Annotated in this window: 19 protein-coding genes and 6 tRNA genes; 14 read left to right on the top strand and 11 right to left on the bottom strand. The window is 53.9% G+C overall.

The genetic code is table 11. The features are described from left to right. Nucleotides 1–5 precede the first annotated feature (5 nt). Nucleotides 6–1,244 (bottom strand): Nramp family divalent metal transporter, encoded by a 1,239-nt coding sequence (locus BJ885_RS10250; protein WP_121931864.1) that lies wholly within the window; start codon nucleotides 1,242–1,244, stop codon nucleotides 6–8. A 348-nt stretch (nucleotides 1,245–1,592) separates the two neighbouring features. On the opposite strand from BJ885_RS10250, the gene BJ885_RS10245 reads away from it, so the two are divergent. Next, the gene (locus tag BJ885_RS10245; protein WP_008501591.1) at nucleotides 1,593–2,780 is read left to right on the top strand and encodes a NupC/NupG family nucleoside CNT transporter; all 1,188 of its coding nucleotides are present in this window, start codon (nucleotides 1,593–1,595) and stop codon (nucleotides 2,778–2,780) included. A 44-nt stretch (nucleotides 2,781–2,824) separates the two neighbouring features. Here the strand turns inward: BJ885_RS10245 and BJ885_RS10240 are convergent, their stop codons facing one another. The 3 genes from BJ885_RS10240 to BJ885_RS10230 form a co-directional block, all read right to left on the bottom strand. Further along, on the bottom strand, nucleotides 2,825–5,017 hold the full coding sequence (locus BJ885_RS10240; RefSeq protein WP_121931863.1) for an EAL domain-containing protein: 2,193 nt from the start codon (nucleotides 5,015–5,017) through the stop codon (nucleotides 2,825–2,827). A 213-nt stretch (nucleotides 5,018–5,230) separates the two neighbouring features. Further along, nucleotides 5,231–5,306 (bottom strand) — tRNA-Ala (locus BJ885_RS10235). Nucleotides 5,307–5,347: 41 nt separating this feature from the next. Next, a tRNA-Ala gene (locus BJ885_RS10230) sits at nucleotides 5,348–5,423 on the bottom strand. A gap of 217 nt (nucleotides 5,424–5,640) precedes the next feature. On the opposite strand from BJ885_RS10230, the gene BJ885_RS10225 reads away from it, so the two are divergent. Together BJ885_RS10225 and BJ885_RS10220 are read left to right on the top strand one after the other, a co-directional pair. After that, nucleotides 5,641–6,003, top strand: coding sequence for a YfeC-like transcriptional regulator (locus tag BJ885_RS10225; RefSeq protein ID WP_029742102.1), 363 nt, complete (start codon nucleotides 5,641–5,643; stop codon nucleotides 6,001–6,003). A 1-nt stretch (nucleotide 6,004) separates the two neighbouring features. Beyond that, complete coding sequence (locus tag BJ885_RS10220; protein ID WP_121931862.1) at nucleotides 6,005–6,388, top strand: YfeC-like transcriptional regulator; 384 nt, start codon at nucleotides 6,005–6,007, stop codon at nucleotides 6,386–6,388. 51 nt (nucleotides 6,389–6,439) lie between these two features. On the opposite strand, the gene gltX is transcribed toward BJ885_RS10220, so the two are convergent. Beyond that, on the bottom strand, nucleotides 6,440–7,855 hold the full coding sequence (gene gltX / locus BJ885_RS10215; RefSeq protein WP_047647135.1) for a glutamate--tRNA ligase: 1,416 nt from the start codon (nucleotides 7,853–7,855) through the stop codon (nucleotides 6,440–6,442). A gap of 258 nt (nucleotides 7,856–8,113) precedes the next feature. Between gltX and BJ885_RS10210 the strand changes: the two genes are divergently transcribed. The 5 genes from BJ885_RS10210 to BJ885_RS10190 all read left to right on the top strand — a co-directional run bounded on the left by BJ885_RS10210 (nucleotide 8,114) and on the right by BJ885_RS10190 (nucleotide 9,016). After that, a tRNA-Val gene (locus BJ885_RS10210) sits at nucleotides 8,114–8,189 on the top strand. A 41-nt stretch (nucleotides 8,190–8,230) separates the two neighbouring features. Then, nucleotides 8,231–8,306 (top strand) — tRNA-Val (locus BJ885_RS10205). Between the two features lie 29 nt (nucleotides 8,307–8,335). After that, nucleotides 8,336–8,411: transfer RNA gene (locus BJ885_RS10200), tRNA-Val, on the top strand. Nucleotides 8,412–8,415: 4 nt separating this feature from the next. Continuing rightward, nucleotides 8,416–8,491, top strand: a tRNA-Lys gene (locus BJ885_RS10195). 186 nt (nucleotides 8,492–8,677) lie between these two features. After that, a complete protein-coding gene (locus BJ885_RS10190; protein ID WP_029740388.1) occupies nucleotides 8,678–9,016 on the top strand; it encodes a FlxA-like family protein in 339 nt (112 codons plus the stop codon). Here BJ885_RS10190 and BJ885_RS10185 read toward each other — a convergent pair. Beyond that, nucleotides 9,013–9,948 carry a LysR family transcriptional regulator gene (locus BJ885_RS10185; RefSeq protein WP_047647133.1) on the bottom strand — a complete coding sequence of 312 codons (936 nt, stop codon included), beginning with the start codon at nucleotides 9,946–9,948 and terminating at the stop codon, nucleotides 9,013–9,015. The genes BJ885_RS10190 and BJ885_RS10185 overlap by 4 nt on opposite strands. Nucleotides 9,949–10,037: 89 nt before the next feature. Between BJ885_RS10185 and BJ885_RS10180 the strand changes: the two genes are divergently transcribed. Then, nucleotides 10,038–11,033, top strand: coding sequence for a bile acid:sodium symporter family protein (locus BJ885_RS10180; RefSeq protein WP_121931861.1), 996 nt, complete (start codon nucleotides 10,038–10,040; stop codon nucleotides 11,031–11,033). On the opposite strand, the gene BJ885_RS10175 is transcribed toward BJ885_RS10180, so the two are convergent. The 3 genes from BJ885_RS10175 to zipA all read right to left on the bottom strand — a co-directional run bounded on the left by BJ885_RS10175 (nucleotide 11,030) and on the right by zipA (nucleotide 14,315). Further along, on the bottom strand, nucleotides 11,030–11,245 hold the full coding sequence (locus tag BJ885_RS10175; protein ID WP_121931860.1) for a DUF3820 family protein: 216 nt from the start codon (nucleotides 11,243–11,245) through the stop codon (nucleotides 11,030–11,032). The genes BJ885_RS10180 and BJ885_RS10175 overlap by 4 nt on opposite strands. A 1-nt stretch (nucleotide 11,246) precedes the next feature. Continuing rightward, the gene (ligA, locus tag BJ885_RS10170) at nucleotides 11,247–13,262 is read right to left on the bottom strand and encodes an NAD-dependent DNA ligase LigA (RefSeq protein ID WP_121931859.1); all 2,016 of its coding nucleotides are present in this window, start codon (nucleotides 13,260–13,262) and stop codon (nucleotides 11,247–11,249) included. A 69-nt stretch (nucleotides 13,263–13,331) separates the two neighbouring features. Beyond that, the gene (zipA, locus tag BJ885_RS10165) at nucleotides 13,332–14,315 is read right to left on the bottom strand and encodes a cell division protein ZipA (protein ID WP_023308727.1); all 984 of its coding nucleotides are present in this window, start codon (nucleotides 14,313–14,315) and stop codon (nucleotides 13,332–13,334) included. A 230-nt stretch (nucleotides 14,316–14,545) separates the two neighbouring features. On the opposite strand from zipA, the gene cysZ reads away from it, so the two are divergent. The 5 genes from cysZ (at nucleotide 14,546) to crr (ending at nucleotide 19,339) form a co-directional block, all read left to right on the top strand. Then, nucleotides 14,546–15,307, top strand: coding sequence for a sulfate transporter CysZ (cysZ, locus tag BJ885_RS10160; protein ID WP_063143485.1), 762 nt, complete (start codon nucleotides 14,546–14,548; stop codon nucleotides 15,305–15,307). A gap of 163 nt (nucleotides 15,308–15,470) precedes the next feature. Beyond that, entirely contained in the window at nucleotides 15,471–16,442 is a 972-nt protein-coding gene (gene cysK, locus BJ885_RS10155) for a cysteine synthase A (RefSeq protein ID WP_014884739.1), read from the top strand. Between the two features lie 317 nt (nucleotides 16,443–16,759). Then, nucleotides 16,760–17,017 carry a phosphocarrier protein Hpr gene (gene ptsH / locus BJ885_RS10140; protein ID WP_000487600.1) on the top strand — a complete coding sequence of 86 codons (258 nt, stop codon included), beginning with the start codon at nucleotides 16,760–16,762 and terminating at the stop codon, nucleotides 17,015–17,017. Between the two features lie 44 nt (nucleotides 17,018–17,061). Then, nucleotides 17,062–18,789 (top strand): phosphoenolpyruvate-protein phosphotransferase PtsI, encoded by a 1,728-nt coding sequence (gene ptsI / locus BJ885_RS10135; protein ID WP_023332954.1) that lies wholly within the window; start codon nucleotides 17,062–17,064, stop codon nucleotides 18,787–18,789. 40 nt (nucleotides 18,790–18,829) lie between these two features. Then, nucleotides 18,830–19,339, top strand: a complete 510-nt coding sequence (crr, locus tag BJ885_RS10130; protein ID WP_003861316.1) for a PTS glucose transporter subunit IIA — start codon at nucleotides 18,830–18,832, stop codon at nucleotides 19,337–19,339. 44 nt (nucleotides 19,340–19,383) lie between these two features. Here the strand turns inward: crr and pdxK are convergent, their stop codons facing one another. Together pdxK and cysM are read right to left on the bottom strand one after the other, a co-directional pair. Next, nucleotides 19,384–20,220, bottom strand: a complete 837-nt coding sequence (gene pdxK / locus BJ885_RS10125; protein ID WP_023332955.1) for a pyridoxine/pyridoxal/pyridoxamine kinase — start codon at nucleotides 20,218–20,220, stop codon at nucleotides 19,384–19,386. A gap of 5 nt (nucleotides 20,221–20,225) precedes the next feature. Further along, entirely contained in the window at nucleotides 20,226–21,137 is a 912-nt protein-coding gene (gene cysM, locus BJ885_RS10120) for a cysteine synthase CysM (RefSeq protein WP_029739989.1), read from the bottom strand. Nucleotides 21,138–21,191 lie beyond the last annotated feature (54 nt).

Raw genomic sequence — 21,191 nt, 5'->3', positions numbered from 1 at the left:
TTCTTTTAGAGTCCCAACGCGGTGCCAACCAGCAGCCACAGGTTCAGCGCCACTACCACTACCACGATGGCCCATCCGGCCCGTTTCACCAGCGGTGAGTTGACCAGTTCGCCCATCAGGTTTTTGTTGCTGGTAAAAATCAGCAGCGGCACCAGCGCCAGCGCGATACCAAAACTCAGCAGTACCTGGCTCATGACCAGAATTCGCGTAGGATCGAGCCCCATCAGGATCACGATAAATGAGGGGAGCATGGTGACGGAGCGACGAACCCACAGCGGAATATGGAAGCGGACAAACCCCTGCATCACCACCTGGCCTGCCAGCGTGCCCACCACCGTAGAAGAAAGACCGGCAGCCACCAGGCTGAGACCAAATATCGTGGCGGCAGCATGGCTCAGTAAGGGCTCCAGCGTAAGATAAGCCTGGTCGAGATCGGCAATACCGGTGTGGCCGTTAAAGTGGAAAGCGGCAGCAGCGGTAGCCATCATCGCCAGATTTACAAACCCCGCGATGGTCATGGCAATCGCCACGTCCCATTTGGTGGCGGAGTAACGCTCTTTGCGCGTCCCGCCGTGGAGATGCTGAGTCAGCGAGGAGTGCAGGTAAATCACATGCGGCATGATGGTCGCCCCCAACACCCCGGCGGCCAGGAACACCGCTTCCGAGGTTGGCAGGCTTGGGATTGCCATACCTTTCCCGAGCTGCACCAGATTCGGCTGTGAGAAAATTAGCTCGACGATATAGGCCGCCGCGACAAACAGCAGCAGACCGCCGATAACCTTCTCCAGCGGCTTTTGACCCCGACGCTGCAGCATCAGGATCAGGAAAGTGGCAATCCCGGTCAGTACCGCCCCCTGCAACAGCGATACGCCCAGAATCAATTTAAACCCGATCGCTGCGCCAATAAATTCAGCGAGGTCAGTAGCCATGGCGATGATTTCCGCCTGAACCCAGTAGAGCCAGACGGCCGGACGCGGATAATGGTCGCGAATTTGCTCCGCCAGGTTTTTACCGGTGGCAATCCCCAGCTTTGCGGAGAGCATCTGAATCAGCATCGCCATCAGGTTAGCCCAGACGACCACCCACAGCAGCTTATAGCCGAAGCTGGCCCCGGCCTGAATATTGGTCGCAAAGTTACCTGGATCGATATAGCCAATGGCAGCGATGAACGCAGGTCCCATTAATGCGAACCGCAACTTGCGCGCGGCTCTGCCACTGCTACCCTCTACGCGACTGTTTGTCATTTCTGCCTCTGAAATATAGCCTTTGCTATGTTTAATGCTATCAAAATGAGAATGATTATCAAGATCATTTGTGATGTTTACAGTGATTTCTCTGATAGCTTTGAACGATAGACGGGCGGGTAAGTGGGGCGATCTAACAGAAACTGAAATCGCGCGCGCTTTTGTGAAGACTAGCACACAAACTTAACTTTTCACTCATTTACCTAACATAACAAAAATGTATTGTGGATCACTATTTTTGAGACTCGTCACAGGATGTAACTATAGTGTGTCCTCGATCTCGTTTTCTTTTCGCTTGTTACATAGAATGTGCACGAAAATTAAACCTGCCTCATATTTGGAGCAAATATGGACCGCGTCCTTCATTTTGTCCTGGCACTTGTTGTCGTTACTGCACTTGCATTGCTGGTCAGCACAGACCGCAAAAAAATTCGTATCCGTTATGTTGTCCAGTTGCTGGTCATTGAAGTTTTACTTGCGTGGTTCTTCCTGAACTCCAACGTAGGTCTCGGCTTCGTAAAAGGCTTCTCCGAAATGTTCGAAAAACTGCTCGGATTCGCCAATGAAGGGACCAACTTTGTCTTCGGTAAAATGAACGACGAAGGTCTGGCGTTCTTCTTCCTGAAGGTTCTCTGCCCTATCGTCTTCATCTCCGCGCTGATCGGTATTCTGCAGCACATCCGCGTTCTGCCGTTCGTTATTCGTGGAATTGGTTTCCTGTTATCCAAAGTGAACGGCATGGGCAAGCTGGAATCCTTCAACGCCGTCAGTTCCCTAATCCTCGGTCAGTCTGAGAACTTCATCGCGTATAAAGATATTCTCGGCAAAATGTCCCGCAACCGCATGTACACCATGGCGGCAACCGCAATGTCTACCGTGTCCATGTCTATCGTGGGCGCGTATATGACCATGCTGGAGCCAAAGTATGTTGTTGCGGCGCTGGTTCTGAACATGTTCAGCACCTTTATCGTTCTGTCGCTGATCAACCCGTACCGCGTTGACGCAAGCGAAGAGAACATTCAGATGTCAAACCTGCACGAAGGCCAAAGCTTCTTCGAAATGCTGGGTGAGTACATTCTGGCGGGCTTCAAAGTGGCGATTATCGTTGCCGCCATGCTGATCGGCTTCATTGCGCTGATTTCTGCGCTGAACGCTCTGTTCGCTGCGGTGCTGGGTATCTCCTTCCAGGGTATTCTGGGCTACATCTTCTACCCTGTTGCATGGGTGATGGGTGTTCCTGCTCACGAAGCGCTGCAGGTGGGCAGTATCATGGCAACCAAACTGGTTTCTAACGAATTCGTTGCGATGATGGATCTGCAGAAAATTGCCAGCACGCTCTCTCCGCGCGCGGAAGGCATTCTGTCCGTGTTCCTGGTCTCCTTCGCGAACTTCTCGTCCATCGGGATTATCGCGGGCGCAATTAAAGGTCTGAACGAAGAACAGGGCAACGTGGTTTCTCGCTTTGGCCTGAAGCTGGTTTACGGCTCTACGCTGGTGAGCGTTCTGTCTGCTTCTATTGCAGCACTGGTACTCTGACGTTTAGCGTTAAACAAAAACCGGGAGCCTGGCTCCCGGTTTTTTTATGCCCGCAATTCTTCCAGCGGTTTGGGTTTGCCTATCAGGTAGCCCTGCAGGTAATCCACGCCGAAGCGAAGCAGCATCTCCCGCTGCGCCGGTGTTTCGACGTATTCCGCTACGACGCACAGCGATTTCGTCTTCGCCAGATTACACATCGACTGCACGATCATCGCATCCATATCATCAGTACAAATGTCTTTAATAAAGCAGCCGTCAATTTTAATGATGTCTGCCTGCAGGCGTCTGAGGCGCTCGTAGTTGGCGTAGCCGGTACCAAAATCATCTATGGCAATCCGGAAACCGTAATCCCGCAGCTGCTGAATATTGTGGATACTGCAGCCTGAATTTGAGAAGGCCTGCTCTTCGGTAATCTCAATCACGACGGACTGAGGCGCAACGCCATACCGTTCAAAGAGCGCACAAATCTCGGACGCCACCTCTTTTTGCATCAGCGTGAGCGGCATCAGATTAACGGAGAAACGGGCACCAGCCTGCGTTGAAGGGTGATCGCGCAGCCACAGCAGTAATTTCTCCATGACGCACATATCAAACCGGTGGCTGAGGTTGAACTGGGCAATCAACGGAATAAAGCGGTCAGGAGTGAAGATCTCGCCCTCGCTCTCCATACGCGCCAGAATTTCGTAGTAGCCGCTCCCGTCCGCCTTCTGGATCGGTTGCGCGTATAAATGGAACTGGCCCACCTCCAGCGCATGCTTAATCCGCGCCAGCATCAGGACTCGCTCTGTCGTCTGCCCTGATGCCGCCTCAAGGCTATTCGTGAGCGCAAGCACGTTGTTTGTTGTTCCGCAGGATTGCTCAGCCAGCCAGCTCAGTTGCCCCAGCGTGTGGTGCAACTTTTCGCCGTTTTCCACCATTCCCCAGGACGCGCCAAATTCAATATCCAGCCCGGTGTTGTTCCAGAAAATCTTACGGCTGTTCAGTCGATCAACCATATGCTGGAGGCGCTCAGCGGTTCCCGGGCCCAGTAATACCAGCACAAGCTCGCTTCCGGGAAGCTGGAAGAGCGTCTCATCTTTTTGCAGGAGAGGCTGCAGCGACGTGGCGATCGTACGTTTGCAATGGACCCGCATGAGGATCCCATAATGGCGGCTCAAAAATTCCAGGTTATCCATACGCAGAATGCTAACTTTTGCATCCGGGTGAATCTCAAGATAATCCTCCAGCGCACGAATATTGGGCAATCCGGTCAGCGGATCGGTGAGCGCCCTCCCCTGCCAGCCCCGCTTAAGCCACTCGCTGCGCTGGTAAATGCGCGACATGTAAAGCAGACAGATCGCGAACGAGATAAGCACGGACAGAATAAAAGAGAGCGAATGGCCCGATTCCACCCCGTTAAGGAAGTTGTAGTTGTAGGTCAACAGCAGGAGCGCAGATACAGCCCACAGCAGAGAAATCAACGCATAGGTCAGTCGGCTTATCGCTAAGGTAAAAAGAATAAAAATCAGCGGCATCAAATAGCCCGCAATGACGGGAGATTCAAAAGGACCACATAAAATGACGAGAATGAAACTTAAAAGCATCAGCCAGACAAAAATATATAATGAATTCTTGTGAAAAAACACGGGCTTCACGCTTCGTCGCCAGAAATTTATTGCATAACGAGGATTAATTATCATTCTTAACGGGTAATAGAACATCATGGTAAAAATCAATGCCGCACATATCAGGCTTTGTATATCCACAACGTTATAAATAACCGTCCCTTCGCCGAAAAAGGTCGAAATTGTCACCGGAAAATCAAACAAATAGCCGGCCAAATACATCGACAGCTTAATACCTATCGGCACCATAAAACCGAGCCAGAATATCCGTAATCCGATGTGCTTGTTAGGGATGCAGTAACGCCAACGCTTACCCAGCATGATACGCAGAAGGCCGCACGCCGCGAACAACGCAAAGGTCTGACAGAACAGTAATACTGAATATTGTAGCGGCGCTAAATTTACATAGAATAAATTAGTGACAGTAAAACCTAACAAAATGGGAAGAATAGCCCTGCGCCCAAATAGCAGAATCACCGCCAGCATTACGCTTAAAGGTAACCATGCTAAATAAACGTCGTGACCATTAACAATTGCGCGGGGAGAGAGATAACGGGAGACAGGTACCGAAATCAGGCACAGAGCCAGGGCAATCATAAATATCTTTACATTATTGTAAGTTTTTCTATTCATTAACCAGGGCGTTATTTTCCGAGAGAATTATTGACCGGATGGATAATATGTTTATTAATTGCGCGAATCAAGTTCAAGTCTATTTTTAGACTGGTTTATTGATGCCGATTGAGGTGAGGTACAGAAATACCTTCTTTTTGATAACAAAATACAGTGGCGGGTGTTACAAACACATAAAAAAAACCCTCGTCTTTTGACGAGGGTTTACAATTTTGGTGGAGCTAAGCGGGATCGAACCGCTGACCTCTTGCATGCCATGCAAGCGCTCTCCCAGCTGAGCTATAGCCCCACATGTTACTTTACTGACCGCACTCTGTTGGGTTCAGAGTTTGGTGGAGCTAAGCGGGATCGAACCGCTGACCTCTTGCATGCCATGCAAGCGCTCTCCCAGCTGAGCTATAGCCCCATCGTAAAGCTGTCATGTTGACGGGCGGCATAATATGAATTCCGCTGCGGGGTGTCAACGGCAAAATCAATCCCAGCCATTCAATCGCCGAAAAATCATGCAAATGAATCACTTTGCGAGCCTGCTCGCAGCCAGGAGTTAAGCCTGTCACGTTTTCACGTAAAACGGTGCTATAAAATGAGCCGTTAATTAACCCCACTGATATTCAGGAAATTGCATGATCAAGGAACGAATGACGCCAGAAGAGTTAGCCCTCCTCACTGGCTATAGCCGCCAGACCATCAATAAATGGGTACGCAAAGAGGGTTGGATTACATCACCAAAACCAGGCGTCCAGGGCGGGAAAGCTCGCCTGGTACATGTGAACGAAAAAGTCCGTGACTTTATCCGCAGCGCACGTCGGGCAAGTGAAACGTCCGAACTGCCAGAAGGCGTCAGTCATGATAGTTCGCTTCACACGCTGCTCCTGACGCTGGCCAATGAAATGACGCCGGAAGAGCAGAAGCAGATGACATCGCTGTTAATGCGGGAAGGGATTACCGGCTTGTTGCAACGTTTAGGGATTCGCGATCAGAACTGATATGAACAAACTACGCAGTAAAATGACCACGGAAGAGCTGGCGGAGAGTTTGGGCGTTGCCAGACAAACGGTTAATCGCTGGATACGCCAGCAGGGATGGAAAACCGAAGGCCTCAACGGCGTGAAGGGTGGTCGCGCGCGGCTCATTCATATTGATGCGCGCGTGAAGGAACATATTATGAGCCTCCCGGCGATCCGTAACCGTCAGGCGGTTTACCATCTCGCTGAGGTCACCGCTTCATACAGTGAACCCTCTTCAAACCTGTCTCCGGGCATTATTGAGACGCTGGAGAGTATGACTCAGCCAGAGCAGAGGCGTCTGGACGCCTTATTGAAACGCGAAGGCATACACGGCTTTCTTACGCGGCTCGGTCTCACGGAATAAGAGGCATAAAAAAACGGCAGGTTACCCTGCCGTTTTTTATCTGAGGCCTAATTACTGCTGATTTTCACGTTCAGCGATAAAGTCCAGCGCCTTGTTAATGCGCGCCACGCTGCGTGACTTGCCGATCGCGTGAACCGTCACATCCAGCGCCGGAGACTGACCCGCCCCGGTCACCGCAACGCGCAGTGGCATGCCGACTTTACCCATACCGACTTCCAGCTCGTCTGCCGTCGCCTGAATGGCGTGATGCACATTCTCAGCGGTCCACTCGGAAAGGGCCGCCAGCTTGTCACGCACCACTTCCAGCGGCTGACGCGCAACCGGACGGAGGTGCTTCTTCGCGGCGTCCGCGTCGAACTCATCAAACTCTTCATAGAAGTAGCGGCAGCTTTCGGCAATCTCTTTCAGCGTTTTGCAGCGCTCGCCGAGGAGTTTCACCAGGTCCGCCAACTCAGGGCCAGTGCGGGTATCAATCTTTGCCTGCTCAATGTGCCACTGCAGATATGTCGCTACATATTCAGGCTGCATGGTATTGATGTAGTGATGGTTCAGCCACAGGAGCTTGTCGGTATTAAATGCGCTCGCTGATTTGCTTACAGAGCTCAGAGAGAACAGTTCGATCATCTCTTCGCGGCTAAAGATCTCCTGGTCACCGTGGGCCCAGCCCAGACGCACCAGATAGTTCAGCAGCGCTTCCGGCAGATAGCCGTCGTCGCGATACTGCATAACGCTTACCGCACCGTGACGTTTAGACAGTTTTTTCCCGTCGTCACCGTTGATCATGGAGACGTGCGCATAGACAGGCACAGGGGCGTTCAGCGCTTTCAGGATGTTAATCTGGCGTGGCGTATTGTTGATATGATCTTCACCACGGACAACGTGGGTAATTTCCATATCCCAGTCGTCAACCACAACGCAGAAGTTGTAGGTTGGAGAACCGTCGGTACGACGGATGATCAGATCGTCCAGCTCCTGGTTGCTGAATTCAATTGGGCCACGGATCTGGTCGTCAAAGATCACCGATCCCTCTTGCGGGTTAGCAAAACGCACCACGCAAGGCTCATCAGCAGCATGCTCGCTATGGTCGTGGCGGCAGCGGCCGTCATAACGCGGCTTTTCACCGTTAGCCATCTGCGCTTCACGCAGTTCATCCAGACGCTCTTTAGAGCAGTAGCATTTATACGCCGTGCCCGCGACCAGCATCTCATCAATGACGGCGTTATAGCGGTCAAAGCGTTTGGTCTGGAAGTAAGGACCTTCATCCCATTCCAGATTCAGCCAGTTCATCCCATCCATAATGGCTTCAATTGCTTCTGGCGTGGAGCGCTCAAGATCGGTGTCTTCAATACGCAGCACGAACTCACCTTTGTTGTGGCGTGCGAAAAGCCAGGAATAGAGAGCGGTACGTGCACCACCGACGTGCAGATAGCCTGTCGGGCTCGGCGCGAAGCGAGTTTTGATTTTCATGAAATGGCCTTACGTTATAAAGATGCCGGCAATCGGCAAATTCTGGGGAAAAAACGATGGGCAATATTCTATCACTGTGGGGGGAATCCTCAATGTTGATCCCTTTATCGTGACCGAGTTTGCGATTTTTGTTTAGAAATCATGCGCCACAGCCCGTTTCGCGATCGTTTTGTTTAATTTTACGACGAACGAATAAAAACTTTAGAAAATGCGTTGACTCATTTTCAACTCTCCCTATAATGCGACTCCACACAGCGGGGGTGATTAGCTCAGTTGGTAGAGCATCTCCTTTACACGGAGGGGGTCGGCGGTTCGAGCCCGTCATCACCCACCATCTACTTCGGTAGACTCGCAGTGTAGATAAGAATTGAGATTGGGCGATTAGCTCAGTTGGTAGAGCATCTCCTTTACACGGAGGGGGTCGGCGGTTCGAGCCCGTCATCGCCCACCATTCTCACCTTATCGCAGCAGTTCCGAAATGGGCGATTAGCTCAGTTGGTAGAGCATCTCCTTTACACGGAGGGGGTCGGCGGTTCGAGCCCGTCATCGCCCACCATTTCGGGTCGTTAGCTCAGTTGGTAGAGCAGTTGACTTTTAATCAATTGGTCGCAGGTTCGAATCCTGCACGACCCACCAATGTAGAAAGGCGCCCTAAAGGCGCTTTTTTGCTATCTGCAGTTTGTCTACTTCCGGCTTCCAGTAACTTTACCGCACCATCAATACTGATTGTGTATCGATGCAACTCCCTGCCAGATATGGCAGTTTTGCTCAAGCTAATCCCGTCGGTGCCGATACCTCTGTTTTATAACGCGAGGAAAAAGTATGACGACCATTCAGGCTTCAACCCAACAGATTCAAACCAGCGGCGCGAGTGGAACTTCGAGCAGTAACGATATCTCTGCGCAAATCACCCGCATTCTCGACAAGATCAAAAAGCTGACTCAGCAGTTAAAAGAGCTGGCGAACAGCCCTGTCAGCACCGATGAGAAGAAGAAGCAGCAGGAACTTATTCAGACCCAGATCAAAGTGCTGCAGGCGCAGCTCGCCGCGCTGCAGCGCCAGCAGGCCGAAGAGGCCCAGAAGAAGCAGGATCAAAAGCTGGGCAAAGTGGAAGGGGTAAATAGCCCGTCAGACACTAATCAGATTGATATCTACATCTAATCTTCTGATGCGTTAAACAGTGGGTCGCGTATGCGGGCTTCGGTTAATCGTTGTGCCTGGATACGCACCACTTCCCAGATAGCCTGCGCCGCCCCAGAGAGTGAACGATTTTTTCGCCGCACCAGCATCAGCTTTCGCTCGACAACGGGCGTTAATCGCCTGACGGCCAGCCGGCTTCCCTGCGGCAGGGGAAGCGCCAGGGCGGGCAAGACGCTGATGCCAATGCCGGCTTCTACCATCGGAAACAGCGTCGCCGGGTGGCCAATCTCCTGCACGATAGTTGCCTTTACTCCCTGATTCACCAGCGCGGAATCAATCAGCGGACGGCTGCCCGAGGCATAATCCTGTAAAACCAGGTTCGCGCCCTGCAGGGACTGCCAGCTGACCTCCGGCAACCTGGCCAGCGGGTCGTCGTCACGGCAGAGCAGCAAAAAGGGCTCAGAAAGCACGCTTTCGCACGCCAGATCGCTCGCCTGGCCGGGATCGATAACAATACCAAAATCCACATCGCCCTGGCGGATGCTTTCCAGCACCCACTGCTGCGGCCTGTCATGCAGGACAAAATCAATGTCCGGGTAGCGATGACTGCCCTCGGCAATACACTGCGGGATAAGGTGCGCAGAGATTGTCTGGCTGGCCGCGACGCGCACGGTCCCCGAAAGCTGCTGCCCCAGCCTCCCCACGTCTCTGAGCGTGCTGTTTAGCTCATCCAGCAATCGTTCAAGACGCAGGGCCAGCTGCTGACCTGCTTCGGTCAACACCACTTCGCGCGTGGTGCGGTCAAGCAACTTCACCCCGGTCTGATTCTCCAGCTCTTTTACGCTGTGGCTGACCGCCGACTGGCTCAGGCCGATCGTCTCCCCTGCCCGGCTAAAGCTGCGGGCGTGAGCGACGGTAACGAAAATACGAAGCTGGCGTAAGGAATAATTCATCTGTTTCATTCATGAATGGATGCAATAAATCAATTTTATTTCTCAAATAGAAAAAAGCACAATAGCGACATCTGATTTCAGGAGTCATTATGAAACTATTTCGTATTCTTGATCCGTTCACGCTTACCCTGGTGGTTACCGTTTTACTGGCCTCGTTTTTCCCAGCTCGTGGCGCTTTCGTCCCGTTCTTTGAAGGGCTGACGACGGCCGCCATCGCATTGCTGTTCTTTATGCACGGTGCAAAACTCTCCCGCGAAGCCATTATTGCCGGCGGTAGCCACTGGCGGCTGCATCTCTGGGTGATGTGCAGCACGTTCATTCTGTTCCCAATCCTCGGGGTGCTGTTTGCATGGTGGGCGCCGGTTAACGTCGACCCGGCGCTCTACACCGGTTTCCTGTATCTCTGTATTCTGCCGGCTACCGTGCAGTCCGCCATTGCCTTTACCTCTCTCGCGGGAGGAAACGTTGCGGCCGCGGTTTGCTCGGCATCGGCATCCAGCCTGTTAGGGATTTTCGTTTCCCCACTGCTGGTGGGCCTGCTGATGAACATGCACGGTGCGGAAGGTAACCTTGAGCAGGTTGGAAAAATCTGCCTGCAGCTGCTGCTCCCGTTTGTCCTGGGGCATTTATCCCGTCCATGGACCGGGGCGTTCGTGGCAAAGCACAAGAAATGGATCTCAAAAACCGACCAGTCGTCGATTCTGCTGGTGGTCTATTCCGCCTTCAGCGAAGCGGTCGTGAACGGGATCTGGCATAAGGTAGGCGCAGGCTCGCTGCTGTTTATCGTGGTGGTCAGCATCGTCCTGCTGGCGATTGTGATTGCGGTAAACGTCTTTGTGGCACGCAGGTGCGGCTTCAGCAAAGCGGATGAAATCACCATTGTATTCTGCGGTTCGAAGAAGAGCCTGGCGAACGGTATCCCGATGGCCAACATTCTGTTCCCGACCTCGGTGATTGGGATGATGGTGCTTCCGCTGATGATTTTCCACCAGATCCAGCTGATGGTCTGCGCGGTGCTGGCGCGTCGCTACAAGCGCCAGGCCGAAAAGCTGGCGCAGGAAGAGACCCGCGCCGCGAAGGCTTAAGGACGTTTAAGGGGGTGAACCAGCTGGGTCAGCCCCTCGGTTTTGATCAGTAACGTGATAGCCATCAGCTCGCCCAGCCGCCCTGCCGGGAATTCATCCTTGCGGGCAAACCACAGCAGATACTCCTCCGGCAAATCAATCAGCCTGCGGCCCTTGTATTTACCGAACGGCATCTCCGTATTGGCTATTTCAACGAGCTGTTCTTTCTCCACGTTACTCTCCTAACAGACGCATCATTTCCGCTTCGTCGATAACCTCAATGCCGAGCTCCTGTGCTTTCGCCAGCTTCGAGCCCGCCGCTTCCCCGGCGATCACCAGGTCGGTTTTCTTCGACACGCTGCCCGCCACTTTGGCCCCCAGCGCCACCAGGCGCGCTTTCGCATCGTCGCGTGAAAGCTGGCTCAGGCTGCCGGTCAGGACTACCGTTTTACCGGCGAACGGGCTGTCGATCTCTTCGGCGTTAACCACCACCGGCGCGGGCCACCTGATACCCTCCTCCAGCAGCTTGCCGATGACTTCACGGTTGCTCTCTTCGGCAAAGAAGTTAAAGACATGCGTGGCGACCACAATGCCAACGTCAGGGACTTTCTGCAGCTCGTCGATGCTAGCCTTTTCCAGCGCCTCCAGCGTACCAAAGTACGCCGCCAGGCCCGCCGCCGTCGCCTCACCCACTTCACGGATGCCCAGCGCGTACAGGAAGCGGGCAAAGGTCGTCTCTTTTGCGGCTTCCAGCGCGTTAACCACATTCTGGGCTGACTTTGGCCCCATGCGATCCAGACCGGTCAGTTTACCTGCCGTCAGCCTGAAGAGATCCGCTGGCGTATGGACATACTCTTTCTCAACCAGCTGATCGATAATCTTGTCGCCCATGCCGTCGACGTCCATCGCCCGACGGGAGACGAAGTGCTTCAGCGACTCTTTACGCTGCGCGCCACAGATTAAGCCACCCGTACAGCGCGCCACCGCTTCACCTTCCACACGCTCAACGTCGGAGCCGCACACCGGGCAATGGGTCGGGAAGATGATCTCGCGCGTATCGGCAGGTCGCTCTGACTCCACGACGTTAACCACCTGCGGAATAACGTCGCCCGCGCGGCGAATCACCACTTTGTCACCAATACGCAGGCCCAGACGTTCGATTTCATCGGCGTTATGCAGCGTGGCATTACTTACCAGCACGCCCGCCACCTGCACGGGCTCGAGACGGGCAACCGGGGTAATCGCCCCCGTACGACCGACCTGGAACTCCACGTCGCGAACGAAGGTCATCTGCTCCTGAGCAGGGAATTTAAACGCCACCGCCCAGCGCGGCGCGCGCGCCACAAAGCCCAGCTGCTCCTGGAGCGCCAGTGAATTCACCTTGATGACGACGCCATCAATATCAAACCCGAGCGTCGGACGGTCCTCTTCCACCTTGTGATAGAACGCCAGCACCGCTTCCGGCGAGTCGCAGAGCTGAACGCGGTTGCTCACCGGCAGGCCCCACGCTTTAAACTGCAGCAGACGCCCGAGGTGCGTGTCCGGCAGCTCGCCGCCCTCAAGAATACCGACGCCGTAGCAGAAGAAAGTAAGCGGTCGCTTCGCGGTAATACGCGGGTCAAGCTGGCGCAGAGAGCCCGCCGCCGCGTTACGCGGGTTAGCAAACACCTTCCCGCCGGTGCGACGCGCCTCTTCGTTAATTTTCTCGAAGCCCGCCTGGGGCAGGAACACCTCGCCGCGCACTTCCAGACGCGCGGGAATGTTGTCACCCTGCAGCTTCAGCGGGATCGCGCGGATGGTACGCACGTTGGTGGTGATGTCTTCGCCCGTCGTGCCGTCGCCACGCGTCGCGGCGCGCACCAGCACGCCGTTTTCGTAGAGAAGACTGACCGCCAGGCCATCCAGCTTGAGCTCGCAGCACCAGGTGAGGGAGTCGCTGCTTTTCAGGCGATCCTGCACGCGCTTGTTAAACGCCAGAAAGCTCTCTTCATCGAAGACGTTATCCAGCGACAGCATCGGCACCTCATGGCGCACCTGGCTGAAAGCGCCCAGCGGCTCAGCGCCGACGCGCTGGGTGGGGGAATCCGGCGTGATAAGCTCCGGATGCTGCGCCTCTAATTCGCGCAGCTCGCGCATCAGGCGGTCATATTCGGCATCCGGTACTTCCGGCGCGTCCATAACATGATAGAGGTATTCATGATGGCGAAGCGTGGTTCGCAGTTCAGTGAGTTGTTGTTCGATTGAGTCCATATCGCACCATCAATGAGAAAAAACCCCCGACAGGCGGGGGTTGAGGAGGAGTCGAAGTAAACGCGACGATTACGCGTTAGCTTCCTTAACTTCGCGGATGCGGTCCTGATACTCGCGCAGCTTCTGCGGGGTCATCATTCGACGCTGATCGTCGAGCACCACGCCGCCGACTTCGTCAGCGATGTGCTGAGCGGACTGCAGCATCAGCTTAAAGTTTTGCAGTTCGTCGCCGTAAGAAGGCACCTGCATAAAGATAGTGACGCCCGGGGTCACGAAATCACCGGTCATTTCCGGATCAAAGGTGCCAGGGTTAACCATGTTGGCCAGGCTGAACAGCGCCGGACCGCTACCGTCAGGGCTCAGATGACGATGGAAAATGTTCATATCGCCAAACTTGAATCCTGCCTGTTGAATACTGTTGAGCAGCACGTCACCGTTGAGATGGCTGCCGTGATGCGCGGCCACGTTCATGATGATCACCGCTTCTTTACGCTGCGGTTTTTCAACAACCGGCTCTGGCTCTACAACGGGCTCAGGCTCAACGTGCGGGGCCGGAGCAGGCTGAGGCGCAGGCTGTACGTGAACAGGCTGCTGCGGTTGCTGTACCGGCTGAGCAGGCTGTTGCTGTACGGGCTGCTGCACCGGCTGCTGTTGAACCGGCTGTGGCGCAGCAGGCTGCTGATAGACAGGCTGTTGCGGCGGCTGGCGCACCGGCTCTTCCACAGGCTGCGGCGCTGGCTGGCGCGGCTGTGCAGAAGCATACGGCGGTTGATACTGGTGCTGCGAAGGACGAGGCGCTTCATGCTCCCCATGGCCTGCGCCGGGCGCAGTATTGACCCGATGAACACGAACTTCACCCACGCCGTCGTCATCGCTGCCGTCGATGTCATCTTCACTGTCATCGTCGTCACGACTGGACTTCATGCGCTTCAGTGGGCGATCGCGAAACATCGAGGAACGCTCTTTACGGCTGGTCCAGAAACCATGTACCAGTAAAGCGATTATGGCGATCGCGCCAACAATGATTAATATCAGACGCAAATCCTGCATCATTATATTCTCTGTTGTTCTAACACCTTGCCACCACGGCAAACATTTACTCACTAAGAGTATTTGCCGTTTACGTCAAGTGCAAGTGTGTGCGGAGCATTCACAGCATAAAGATGAAGGAAATCGTGCTTTTTGCTGGTTTTTCGAACATTTCCGAACTGGTCATTGCTCCGTAAGTGGATAATATAGGCGGGCAATTCCACTGGTTGTGTAAAAAGGAGTACAGCCTGGCTATGGTTTCAACATCTTCTTCTCCCCCGCGCAGCGGCGTCTGGTATTTTTCTCAGGGCTGGAAACTGGTCTCCCTGCCGGGGATTCGACGCTTCGTGATCCTGCCGCTATTGATCAACATTATTCTGATGGGCGGCGCGTTCTGGTGGCTATTCACAAAGCTGGAGAGCTGGATCCCGTCGCTGATGAGCCATGTGCCGAACTGGCTACAGTGGCTTAACTACCTGCTCTGGCCGGTAGCGGTGATCTCCGTGCTGCTGGTGTTTGGGTATTTTTTCTCGACGATTGCGAACTGGATCGCCGCACCGTTTAACGGTCTGCTGGCGGAACAGCTTGAAGCGCGGCTTACCGGCGCGACGCCGCCGGACACGGGCGTGCTGGGGATCATGAAAGACCTGCCACGCATCATGAAGCGCGAGTGGCAGAAGTTTGCCTGGTACCTGCCCCGCGCGATTGTGCTGCTTATCCTCTACTTTGTGCCAGGCATTGGCCAGACGGTGGCACCGGTGCTGTGGTTCCTGTTCAGCGCCTGGATGCTGGCCATCCAGTACTGCGACTATCCGTTCGATAACCACAAGGTGCCGTTTAAAGCGATGCGCACTGCCCTGCGCAGCCAGAAGGTCGCCAATATGCAGTTTGGCGCGCTGACCAGCCTGTTCACCATGATTCCCTTCCTGAATCTGTTCATCATGCCCGTCGCCGTCTGCGGCGCGACGGCGATGTGGGTCGACTGCTACCGTGCTAAGCACGCGTTATGGAAATAATGCAAAAATGTGTAAAGCAGGGGTGGCTTATGCCGCCCCTTATTCCATACTGATCCCCATTATTTCCTTGCAGTATATAGATATGCGAATTCCTTACTTCCCCCTACCTGCTCAACAGGTATGCTGGGTCGGTATCCCAATTTCATACAGTTAAGGACAGGCCATGAGTAAGATTTATGAAGACAACTCGCTGACTATCGGTCATACGCCCCTGGTTCGACTGAACCGTATCGGTAATGGACGCATTCTGGCGAAGGTCGAATCACGTAACCCGAGCTTCAGCGTAAAATGCCGTATCGGTGCAAACATGATTTGGGATGCTGAAAAACGTGGCGTGCTGAAGCCTGGCGTTGAGCTGGTGGAACCGACCAGCGGGAACACCGGTATCGCTCTGGCCTATGTGGCTGCCGCGCGTGGCTACAAGCTGACGCTGACCATGCCAGAAACCATGAGCATCGAGCGTCGTAAGCTGCTCAAAGCGCTGGGCGCGAACCTGGTGCTGACCGAAGGCGCGAAGGGCATGAAGGGCGCCATTCAGAAAGCTGAAGAGATTGTGGCCAGCGATCCGGCGAAATATCTGCTGCTGCAGCAGTTCAGCAACCCGGCTAACCCGGAAATTCACGAGAAGACCACCGGTCCGGAAATCTGGGAAGATACAGACGGCCAGGTTGACGTCTTTATCTCCGGGGTCGGTACCGGCGGTACGCTGACCGGTGTGTCACGCTATATTAAAGGCACAAAGGGTAAAAAAGACCTGATCACCGTTGCCGTTGAGCCAACTGACTCACCGGTTATCACCCAGGCACTGGCGGGCGAAGAGCTTAAACCAGGCCCGCATAAAATTCAGGGTATTGGCGCAGGCTTCATTCCGGGCAACCTGGATCTGAAGCTGATCGATAAAGTGGTGACCATCACTAACGAAGAAGCCATTTCTACCGCGCGTCGCCTGATGGATGAAGAAGGCATTCTGGCGGGTATCTCTTCCGGAGCAGCCGTTGCGGCAGCACTCAAGCTTCAGGAAGATGAAGCCTTTACCAACAAGAATATTGTGGTTATCCTTCCTTCTTCGGGCGAGCGTTACTTGAGCACCGCACTGTTTGCCGATCTGTTTACCGAAAAAGAACTGCAACAGTAGTGCCAGCATGTTAATAACGCGTAAAAAAGCACCTTTTCAGGTGCTTTTTTGTGGCCTGCTTCAAACTTTTGCCCCTCCTGGCATTGCTTCACCCCGTTGGGTCTGGTATTTAAACCAGCAATTATTTTGATGCGTGAAATTAATCGGTGAATGAAATAGCCTTGCTGAATCGATTTTATGATTTGGTTCAAGTCTTGCTTTCGCTGCATAATGTTTAATGACGATCGAAACGTCAGCGCTAACAATACAGGCTAAAGTTCAGTCGCCAGGCTAGACTTTAGTTCCACAACACTAAACCTATAAGTTGGGGAAATACAATGTTCCAGCAAGAAGTTACCATTACCGCTCCGAACGGTCTGCACACCCGCCCTGCTGCTCAGTTTGTTAAAGAAGCAAAAGGCTTCACTTCTGAAATCACTGTGACTTCCAACGGCAAAAGCGCGAGCGCAAAAAGCCTGTTCAAACTGCAGACTCTGGGCCTGACTCAGGGCACCGTTGTCACCATCTCTGCAGAAGGTGAAGACGAGCAGAAAGCAGTTGAGCATCTGGTAAAACTGATGGCTGAGCTCGAGTAAGTTTCCGGGTTCTTTTAAATATCAGTCACAAGTAAGGTAGGGTTATGATTTCAGGCATTTTAGCATCCCCGGGTATCGCTTTCGGCAAAGCACTGCTGCTGAAAGAAGACGAGATCGTCATCGACCGGAAAAAAATTTCTGCCGACAAGGTTGATCAGGAAGTTGAACGTTTTCTGAGCGGTCGTGCCAAGGCATCTGCGCAACTGGAAGCAATCAAAACTAAAGCTGGCGAAACTTTCGGTGAAGAAAAAGAAGCCATCTTCGAAGGGCACATCATGCTGCTCGAAGATGAGGAGCTGGAGCAGGAAATCATAGCCCTGATTAAAGATAAAGGCATGACGGCCGACGCGGCTGCGCATGAAGTTATCGAAGGTCAGGCAACTGCCCTGGAAGAACTGGATGATGAATACCTGAAAGAGCGTGCGGCTGACGTACGTGACATCGGTAAGCGCCTGCTGCGCAACATCCTGGGTCTGGCCATCATCGACCTGAGCGCGATTCAGGATGAAGTTATCCTGGTTGCCGCTGACCTCACCCCGTCTGAAACCGCACAGCTGAACCTGAAAAAGGTCCTCGGTTTCATCACCGACGCGGGTGGCCGTACTTCCCACACCTCTATCATGGCACGCTCTCTGGAACTCCCTGCCATCGTGGGTACCGGTAGCGTCACCTCTCAGGTGAAAAACGGCGACTATCTGATTCTGGATGCCGTAAACAATCTGGTTTACGTCAACCCAACCAATGAAGAGATCGATAAACTGCGCGCGGTTCAGGAGCAGGTTGCGACTGAAAAAGCGGAACTCGCTAAGCTGAAAGACCTGCCAGCCATCACCCTGGACGGTCATCAGGTAGAAGTGTGCGCAAACATCGGTACCGTCCGCGACGTTGATGGCGCAGAGCGCAACGGTGCGGAAGGCGTCGGTCTCTATCGTACAGAATTCCTGTTCATGGACCGCGACGCGCTGCCAACGGAAGAAGAGCAGTTTGCTGCTTATAAAGCCGTGGCTGAAGCGTGTGGCTCTCAGGCGGTTATCGTCCGTACCATGGATATCGGCGGCGACAAAGAGCTGCCGTACATGAACTTCCCGAAAGAAGAGAACCCGTTCCTGGGCTGGCGTGCAATCCGTATCGCGATGGATCGTAAAGAGATCCTGCGTGACCAGGTTCGCGCGATCCTGCGTGCCTCTGCTTTCGGTAAACTGCGCATCATGTTCCCGATGATCATCTCTGTTGAAGAAGTGCGTGCACTGAAGAAAGAGATCGAAATCTACAAACAGGAACTGCGCGACGAAGGTAAAGCGTTTGACGAGTCAATCGAGATCGGCGTGATGGTGGAAACACCTGCGGCGGCGACCATTGCGCGTCATTTAGCCAAAGAAGTTGATTTCTTTAGTATCGGCACCAATGATTTAACGCAGTACACCCTGGCAGTTGACCGTGGTAATGATATGATTTCACATCTCTACCAGCCAATGTCACCGTCCGTACTGAACTTGATCAAGCAAGTTATTGATGCTTCTCATGCAGAAGGTAAATGGACTGGCATGTGTGGTGAGCTTGCAGGCGACGAACGTGCTACACTTCTGTTGCTGGGTATGGGTCTGGACGAATTCTCTATGAGCGCCATTTCCATCCCGCGCATTAAGAAGATTATCCGTAACACGAACTTCGAAGATGCGAAGGTATTAGCAGAGCAGGCTCTTGCTCAACCGACAACGGACGAGTTAATGACGCTGGTTAACAAGTTCATTGAAGAAAAAACAATCTGCTAATCCACGAGATGCGGCCCAATTTACTGCTTAGGAGAAGATCATGGGTTTGTTCGATAAACTGAAATCTCTGGTTTCTGATGATAAAAAAGACTCCGGAACTATTGAGATTGTTGCTCCGCTCTCCGGCGAGATCGTCAACATCGAAGACGTGCCGGATGTAGTGTTTGCTGAGAAAATCGTTGGTGATGGCATTGCTATCAAACCAACTGGCAACAAAATGGTTGCTCCAGTTGACGGCACCATCGGTAAAATTTTTGAAACCAACCATGCGTTCTCTATCGAATCTGATAGCGGTATCGAACTGTTCGTTCACTTCGGTATCGACACCGTTGAACTGAAAGGCGAAGGCTTCAAACGTATCGCGGAAGAAGGCCAGCGTGTTAAAGTTGGCGACCCGGTAATTGAATTCGATCTGCCACTGCTGGAAGAAAAAGCCAAGTCTACCCTGACGCCGGTTGTTATCTCCAACATGGACGAAATCAAAGAACTGATCAAACTGTCTGGCAGCGTCACCGTGGGTGAAACCCCGGTTATCCGCATCAAGAAGTAATTCTTGCCGCACAGAAAAATGGCGCCTTCGGGCGCCATTTTTGTTTATGCGGGGAGGATAAGTTCGTCGTAGCCTTTCGACTGGGTATAAAGCATCACATCAGTCACCCGATCGCCGGCCATGCGAATAGCATCGGCAACGGTTTTCCCCTCAACAATTCCGCTCACCAGCTCTGAACAGAACAGGTCGCCCGTCCCTTTCAGATCGGTTTCTACGCGCGGATGCGCGCTGACGGTCACGCCCTCATTCGTCACCAGCACCACGTGGATGTTTTCCGGGTCATCGGCCACCGGCGCGCTGGTGATCGCCACCCATTTCAGGCTGTCGGAGAGCAGTCCCTGCGCCGCCGCGATGGCGCTTTCCGGCGTACGGCACGGTTTGCCGCTTAACACTTCCAGCTCATAGACGTTCGGCGTAATCCCCTGCGCCAGCGGCAGCAGGTGTTCCCGATACGCCTGCGGGATCTCAGGCTTAACGTACATACCGCTGTCGATATCGCCGATAACCGGGTCGACCAACACCAGCAGGTCAGGATGCTGCGCTTTGACCGCCTTCAGCCATTGAGCCAGCAGGACGATCTGGCTGGCGCTGCCCATATAGCCGGTGGTGACCGCTTTAAGCTCGCGCAGGATCTCGCGCTCTTCCAGCGCCTTAAGATAGCCGCTGAACCACTCGTCGGGGATCACTCCACCATAAAACGTGTCGTAGTGCGGCGTGTTGCTAAACAGTACCGTCGGCACGGCGGTAACGTTCAACCTGTGGGTACGAATATTCGGTACCGCAATGCTGTTCCCCACGCTGCCGTAAACTACCTGCGACTGCACGGCGACAATATCGGTTTGCTGCGCCCGGGTGTTATCCCGGAATAGAATCATCTCCATGACGCTTAAATCCCCGCCCCCTGCGAATAACTCTCTTCACCAAAGACGCCGGTAGACAGATAGCGATCGCCGCGATCGCAAATAATCGCCACCACTACGGCACCCGGGTTTGCCTGCGCTACCCGAATCGCACCCGCTACCGCGCCGCCCGAGCTGACGCCGCAGAAGATACCTTCGCGCACGGCCAGCTCACGCATGGTATTTTCCGCCTCGCGCTGGTGAAGATCCAGCACCTGGTCCACCAGCTGCGCATTAAAGATGCCGGGCATATACTCCGCCGGCCAGCGGCGAATGCCCGGAATGCTGCTCCCCTCTTCCGGCTGGAGGCCAACGATGGTGACGGCTTTTTCCTGCTCGCGCAGAAAACGCGATACCCCGGTAATGGTGCCGGTGGTGCCCATGCTGGAGACAAAATGGGTGATACGCCCGTCGGTTTGCTGCCAGATTTCCGGGCCGGTGGTGGTGTAGTGCGCGTACGGGTTGTCCGGGTTGTTGAACTGATCCAGCAGTTTACCCTCACCGCGCTCGGCCATTTCTAACGCCAGGTCGCGCGCGCCTTCCATTCCCTGCTCTTTGGTCACCAGAATCAGCTCGGCCCCGTAGGCACGCATCGCGGCGCGGCGCTCCTGGCTCATGTTGTCCGGCATCAGCAGCTTCATGCGGTAGCCTTTCAGCGCGGCGATCATCGCCAGGGCGATACCGGTATTGCCGCTGGTGGCCTCAATCAGCACGTCGCCAGGCTTAATTTCTCCGCGTTTTTCGGCCTGGACAATCATCGACAGCGCCGCGCGGTCTTTCACCGACCCCGCCGGGTTATTGCCTTCGAGTTTGACCCAGATTTCGCTGCCGTTGTTCGGCCCCATGCGCTGAAGCTTGACCAGAGGAGTGTTGCCGATGGTGTGTTCGAGTGTATTCACGATTTTTACTCAATAAAAAAGCCGGGGCGCGCGCAGCGATCCCGGCCTACAAGA

It is taken from the genome of Enterobacter sp. WP_7_1 (genome assembly GCF_003688535.1).
GTDB classification, from domain to species: domain Bacteria; phylum Pseudomonadota; class Gammaproteobacteria; order Enterobacterales; family Enterobacteriaceae; genus Enterobacter; species Enterobacter asburiae.
This window is presented reverse-complemented; position numbering and strand designations above follow the sequence as displayed.

What these genes read in the sequence shown, in the direction of transcription:
- BJ885_RS10250 (WP_121931864.1), bottom strand. Translation starts at nt 1,244, where the DNA reads ATGACAAACAGTCGCGTAGAGGGTAGCAGTGGCAGAGCCGCGCGCAAG.
- BJ885_RS10245 (WP_008501591.1), top strand. Translation starts at nt 1,593, where the DNA reads ATGGACCGCGTCCTTCATTTTGTCCTGGCACTTGTTGTCGTTACTGCA.
- BJ885_RS10240 (WP_121931863.1), bottom strand. Translation starts at nt 5,017, where the DNA reads ATGAATAGAAAAACTTACAATAATGTAAAGATATTTATGATTGCCCTG.
- BJ885_RS10225 (WP_029742102.1), top strand. Translation starts at nt 5,641, where the DNA reads ATGATCAAGGAACGAATGACGCCAGAAGAGTTAGCCCTCCTCACTGGC.
- BJ885_RS10220 (WP_121931862.1), top strand. Translation starts at nt 6,005, where the DNA reads ATGAACAAACTACGCAGTAAAATGACCACGGAAGAGCTGGCGGAGAGT.
- gltX (WP_047647135.1), bottom strand. Translation starts at nt 7,855, where the DNA reads ATGAAAATCAAAACTCGCTTCGCGCCGAGCCCGACAGGCTATCTGCAC.
- BJ885_RS10190 (WP_029740388.1), top strand. Translation starts at nt 8,678, where the DNA reads ATGACGACCATTCAGGCTTCAACCCAACAGATTCAAACCAGCGGCGCG.
- BJ885_RS10185 (WP_047647133.1), bottom strand. Translation starts at nt 9,948, where the DNA reads ATGAATTATTCCTTACGCCAGCTTCGTATTTTCGTTACCGTCGCTCAC.
- BJ885_RS10180 (WP_121931861.1), top strand. Translation starts at nt 10,038, where the DNA reads ATGAAACTATTTCGTATTCTTGATCCGTTCACGCTTACCCTGGTGGTT.
- ligA (WP_121931859.1), bottom strand. Translation starts at nt 13,262, where the DNA reads ATGGACTCAATCGAACAACAACTCACTGAACTGCGAACCACGCTTCGC.
- zipA (WP_023308727.1), bottom strand. Translation starts at nt 14,315, where the DNA reads ATGATGCAGGATTTGCGTCTGATATTAATCATTGTTGGCGCGATCGCC.
- cysZ (WP_063143485.1), top strand. Translation starts at nt 14,546, where the DNA reads ATGGTTTCAACATCTTCTTCTCCCCCGCGCAGCGGCGTCTGGTATTTT.
- cysK (WP_014884739.1), top strand. Translation starts at nt 15,471, where the DNA reads ATGAGTAAGATTTATGAAGACAACTCGCTGACTATCGGTCATACGCCC.
- ptsH (WP_000487600.1), top strand. Translation starts at nt 16,760, where the DNA reads ATGTTCCAGCAAGAAGTTACCATTACCGCTCCGAACGGTCTGCACACC.
- ptsI (WP_023332954.1), top strand. Translation starts at nt 17,062, where the DNA reads ATGATTTCAGGCATTTTAGCATCCCCGGGTATCGCTTTCGGCAAAGCA.
- crr (WP_003861316.1), top strand. Translation starts at nt 18,830, where the DNA reads ATGGGTTTGTTCGATAAACTGAAATCTCTGGTTTCTGATGATAAAAAA.
- pdxK (WP_023332955.1), bottom strand. Translation starts at nt 20,220, where the DNA reads ATGGAGATGATTCTATTCCGGGATAACACCCGGGCGCAGCAAACCGAT.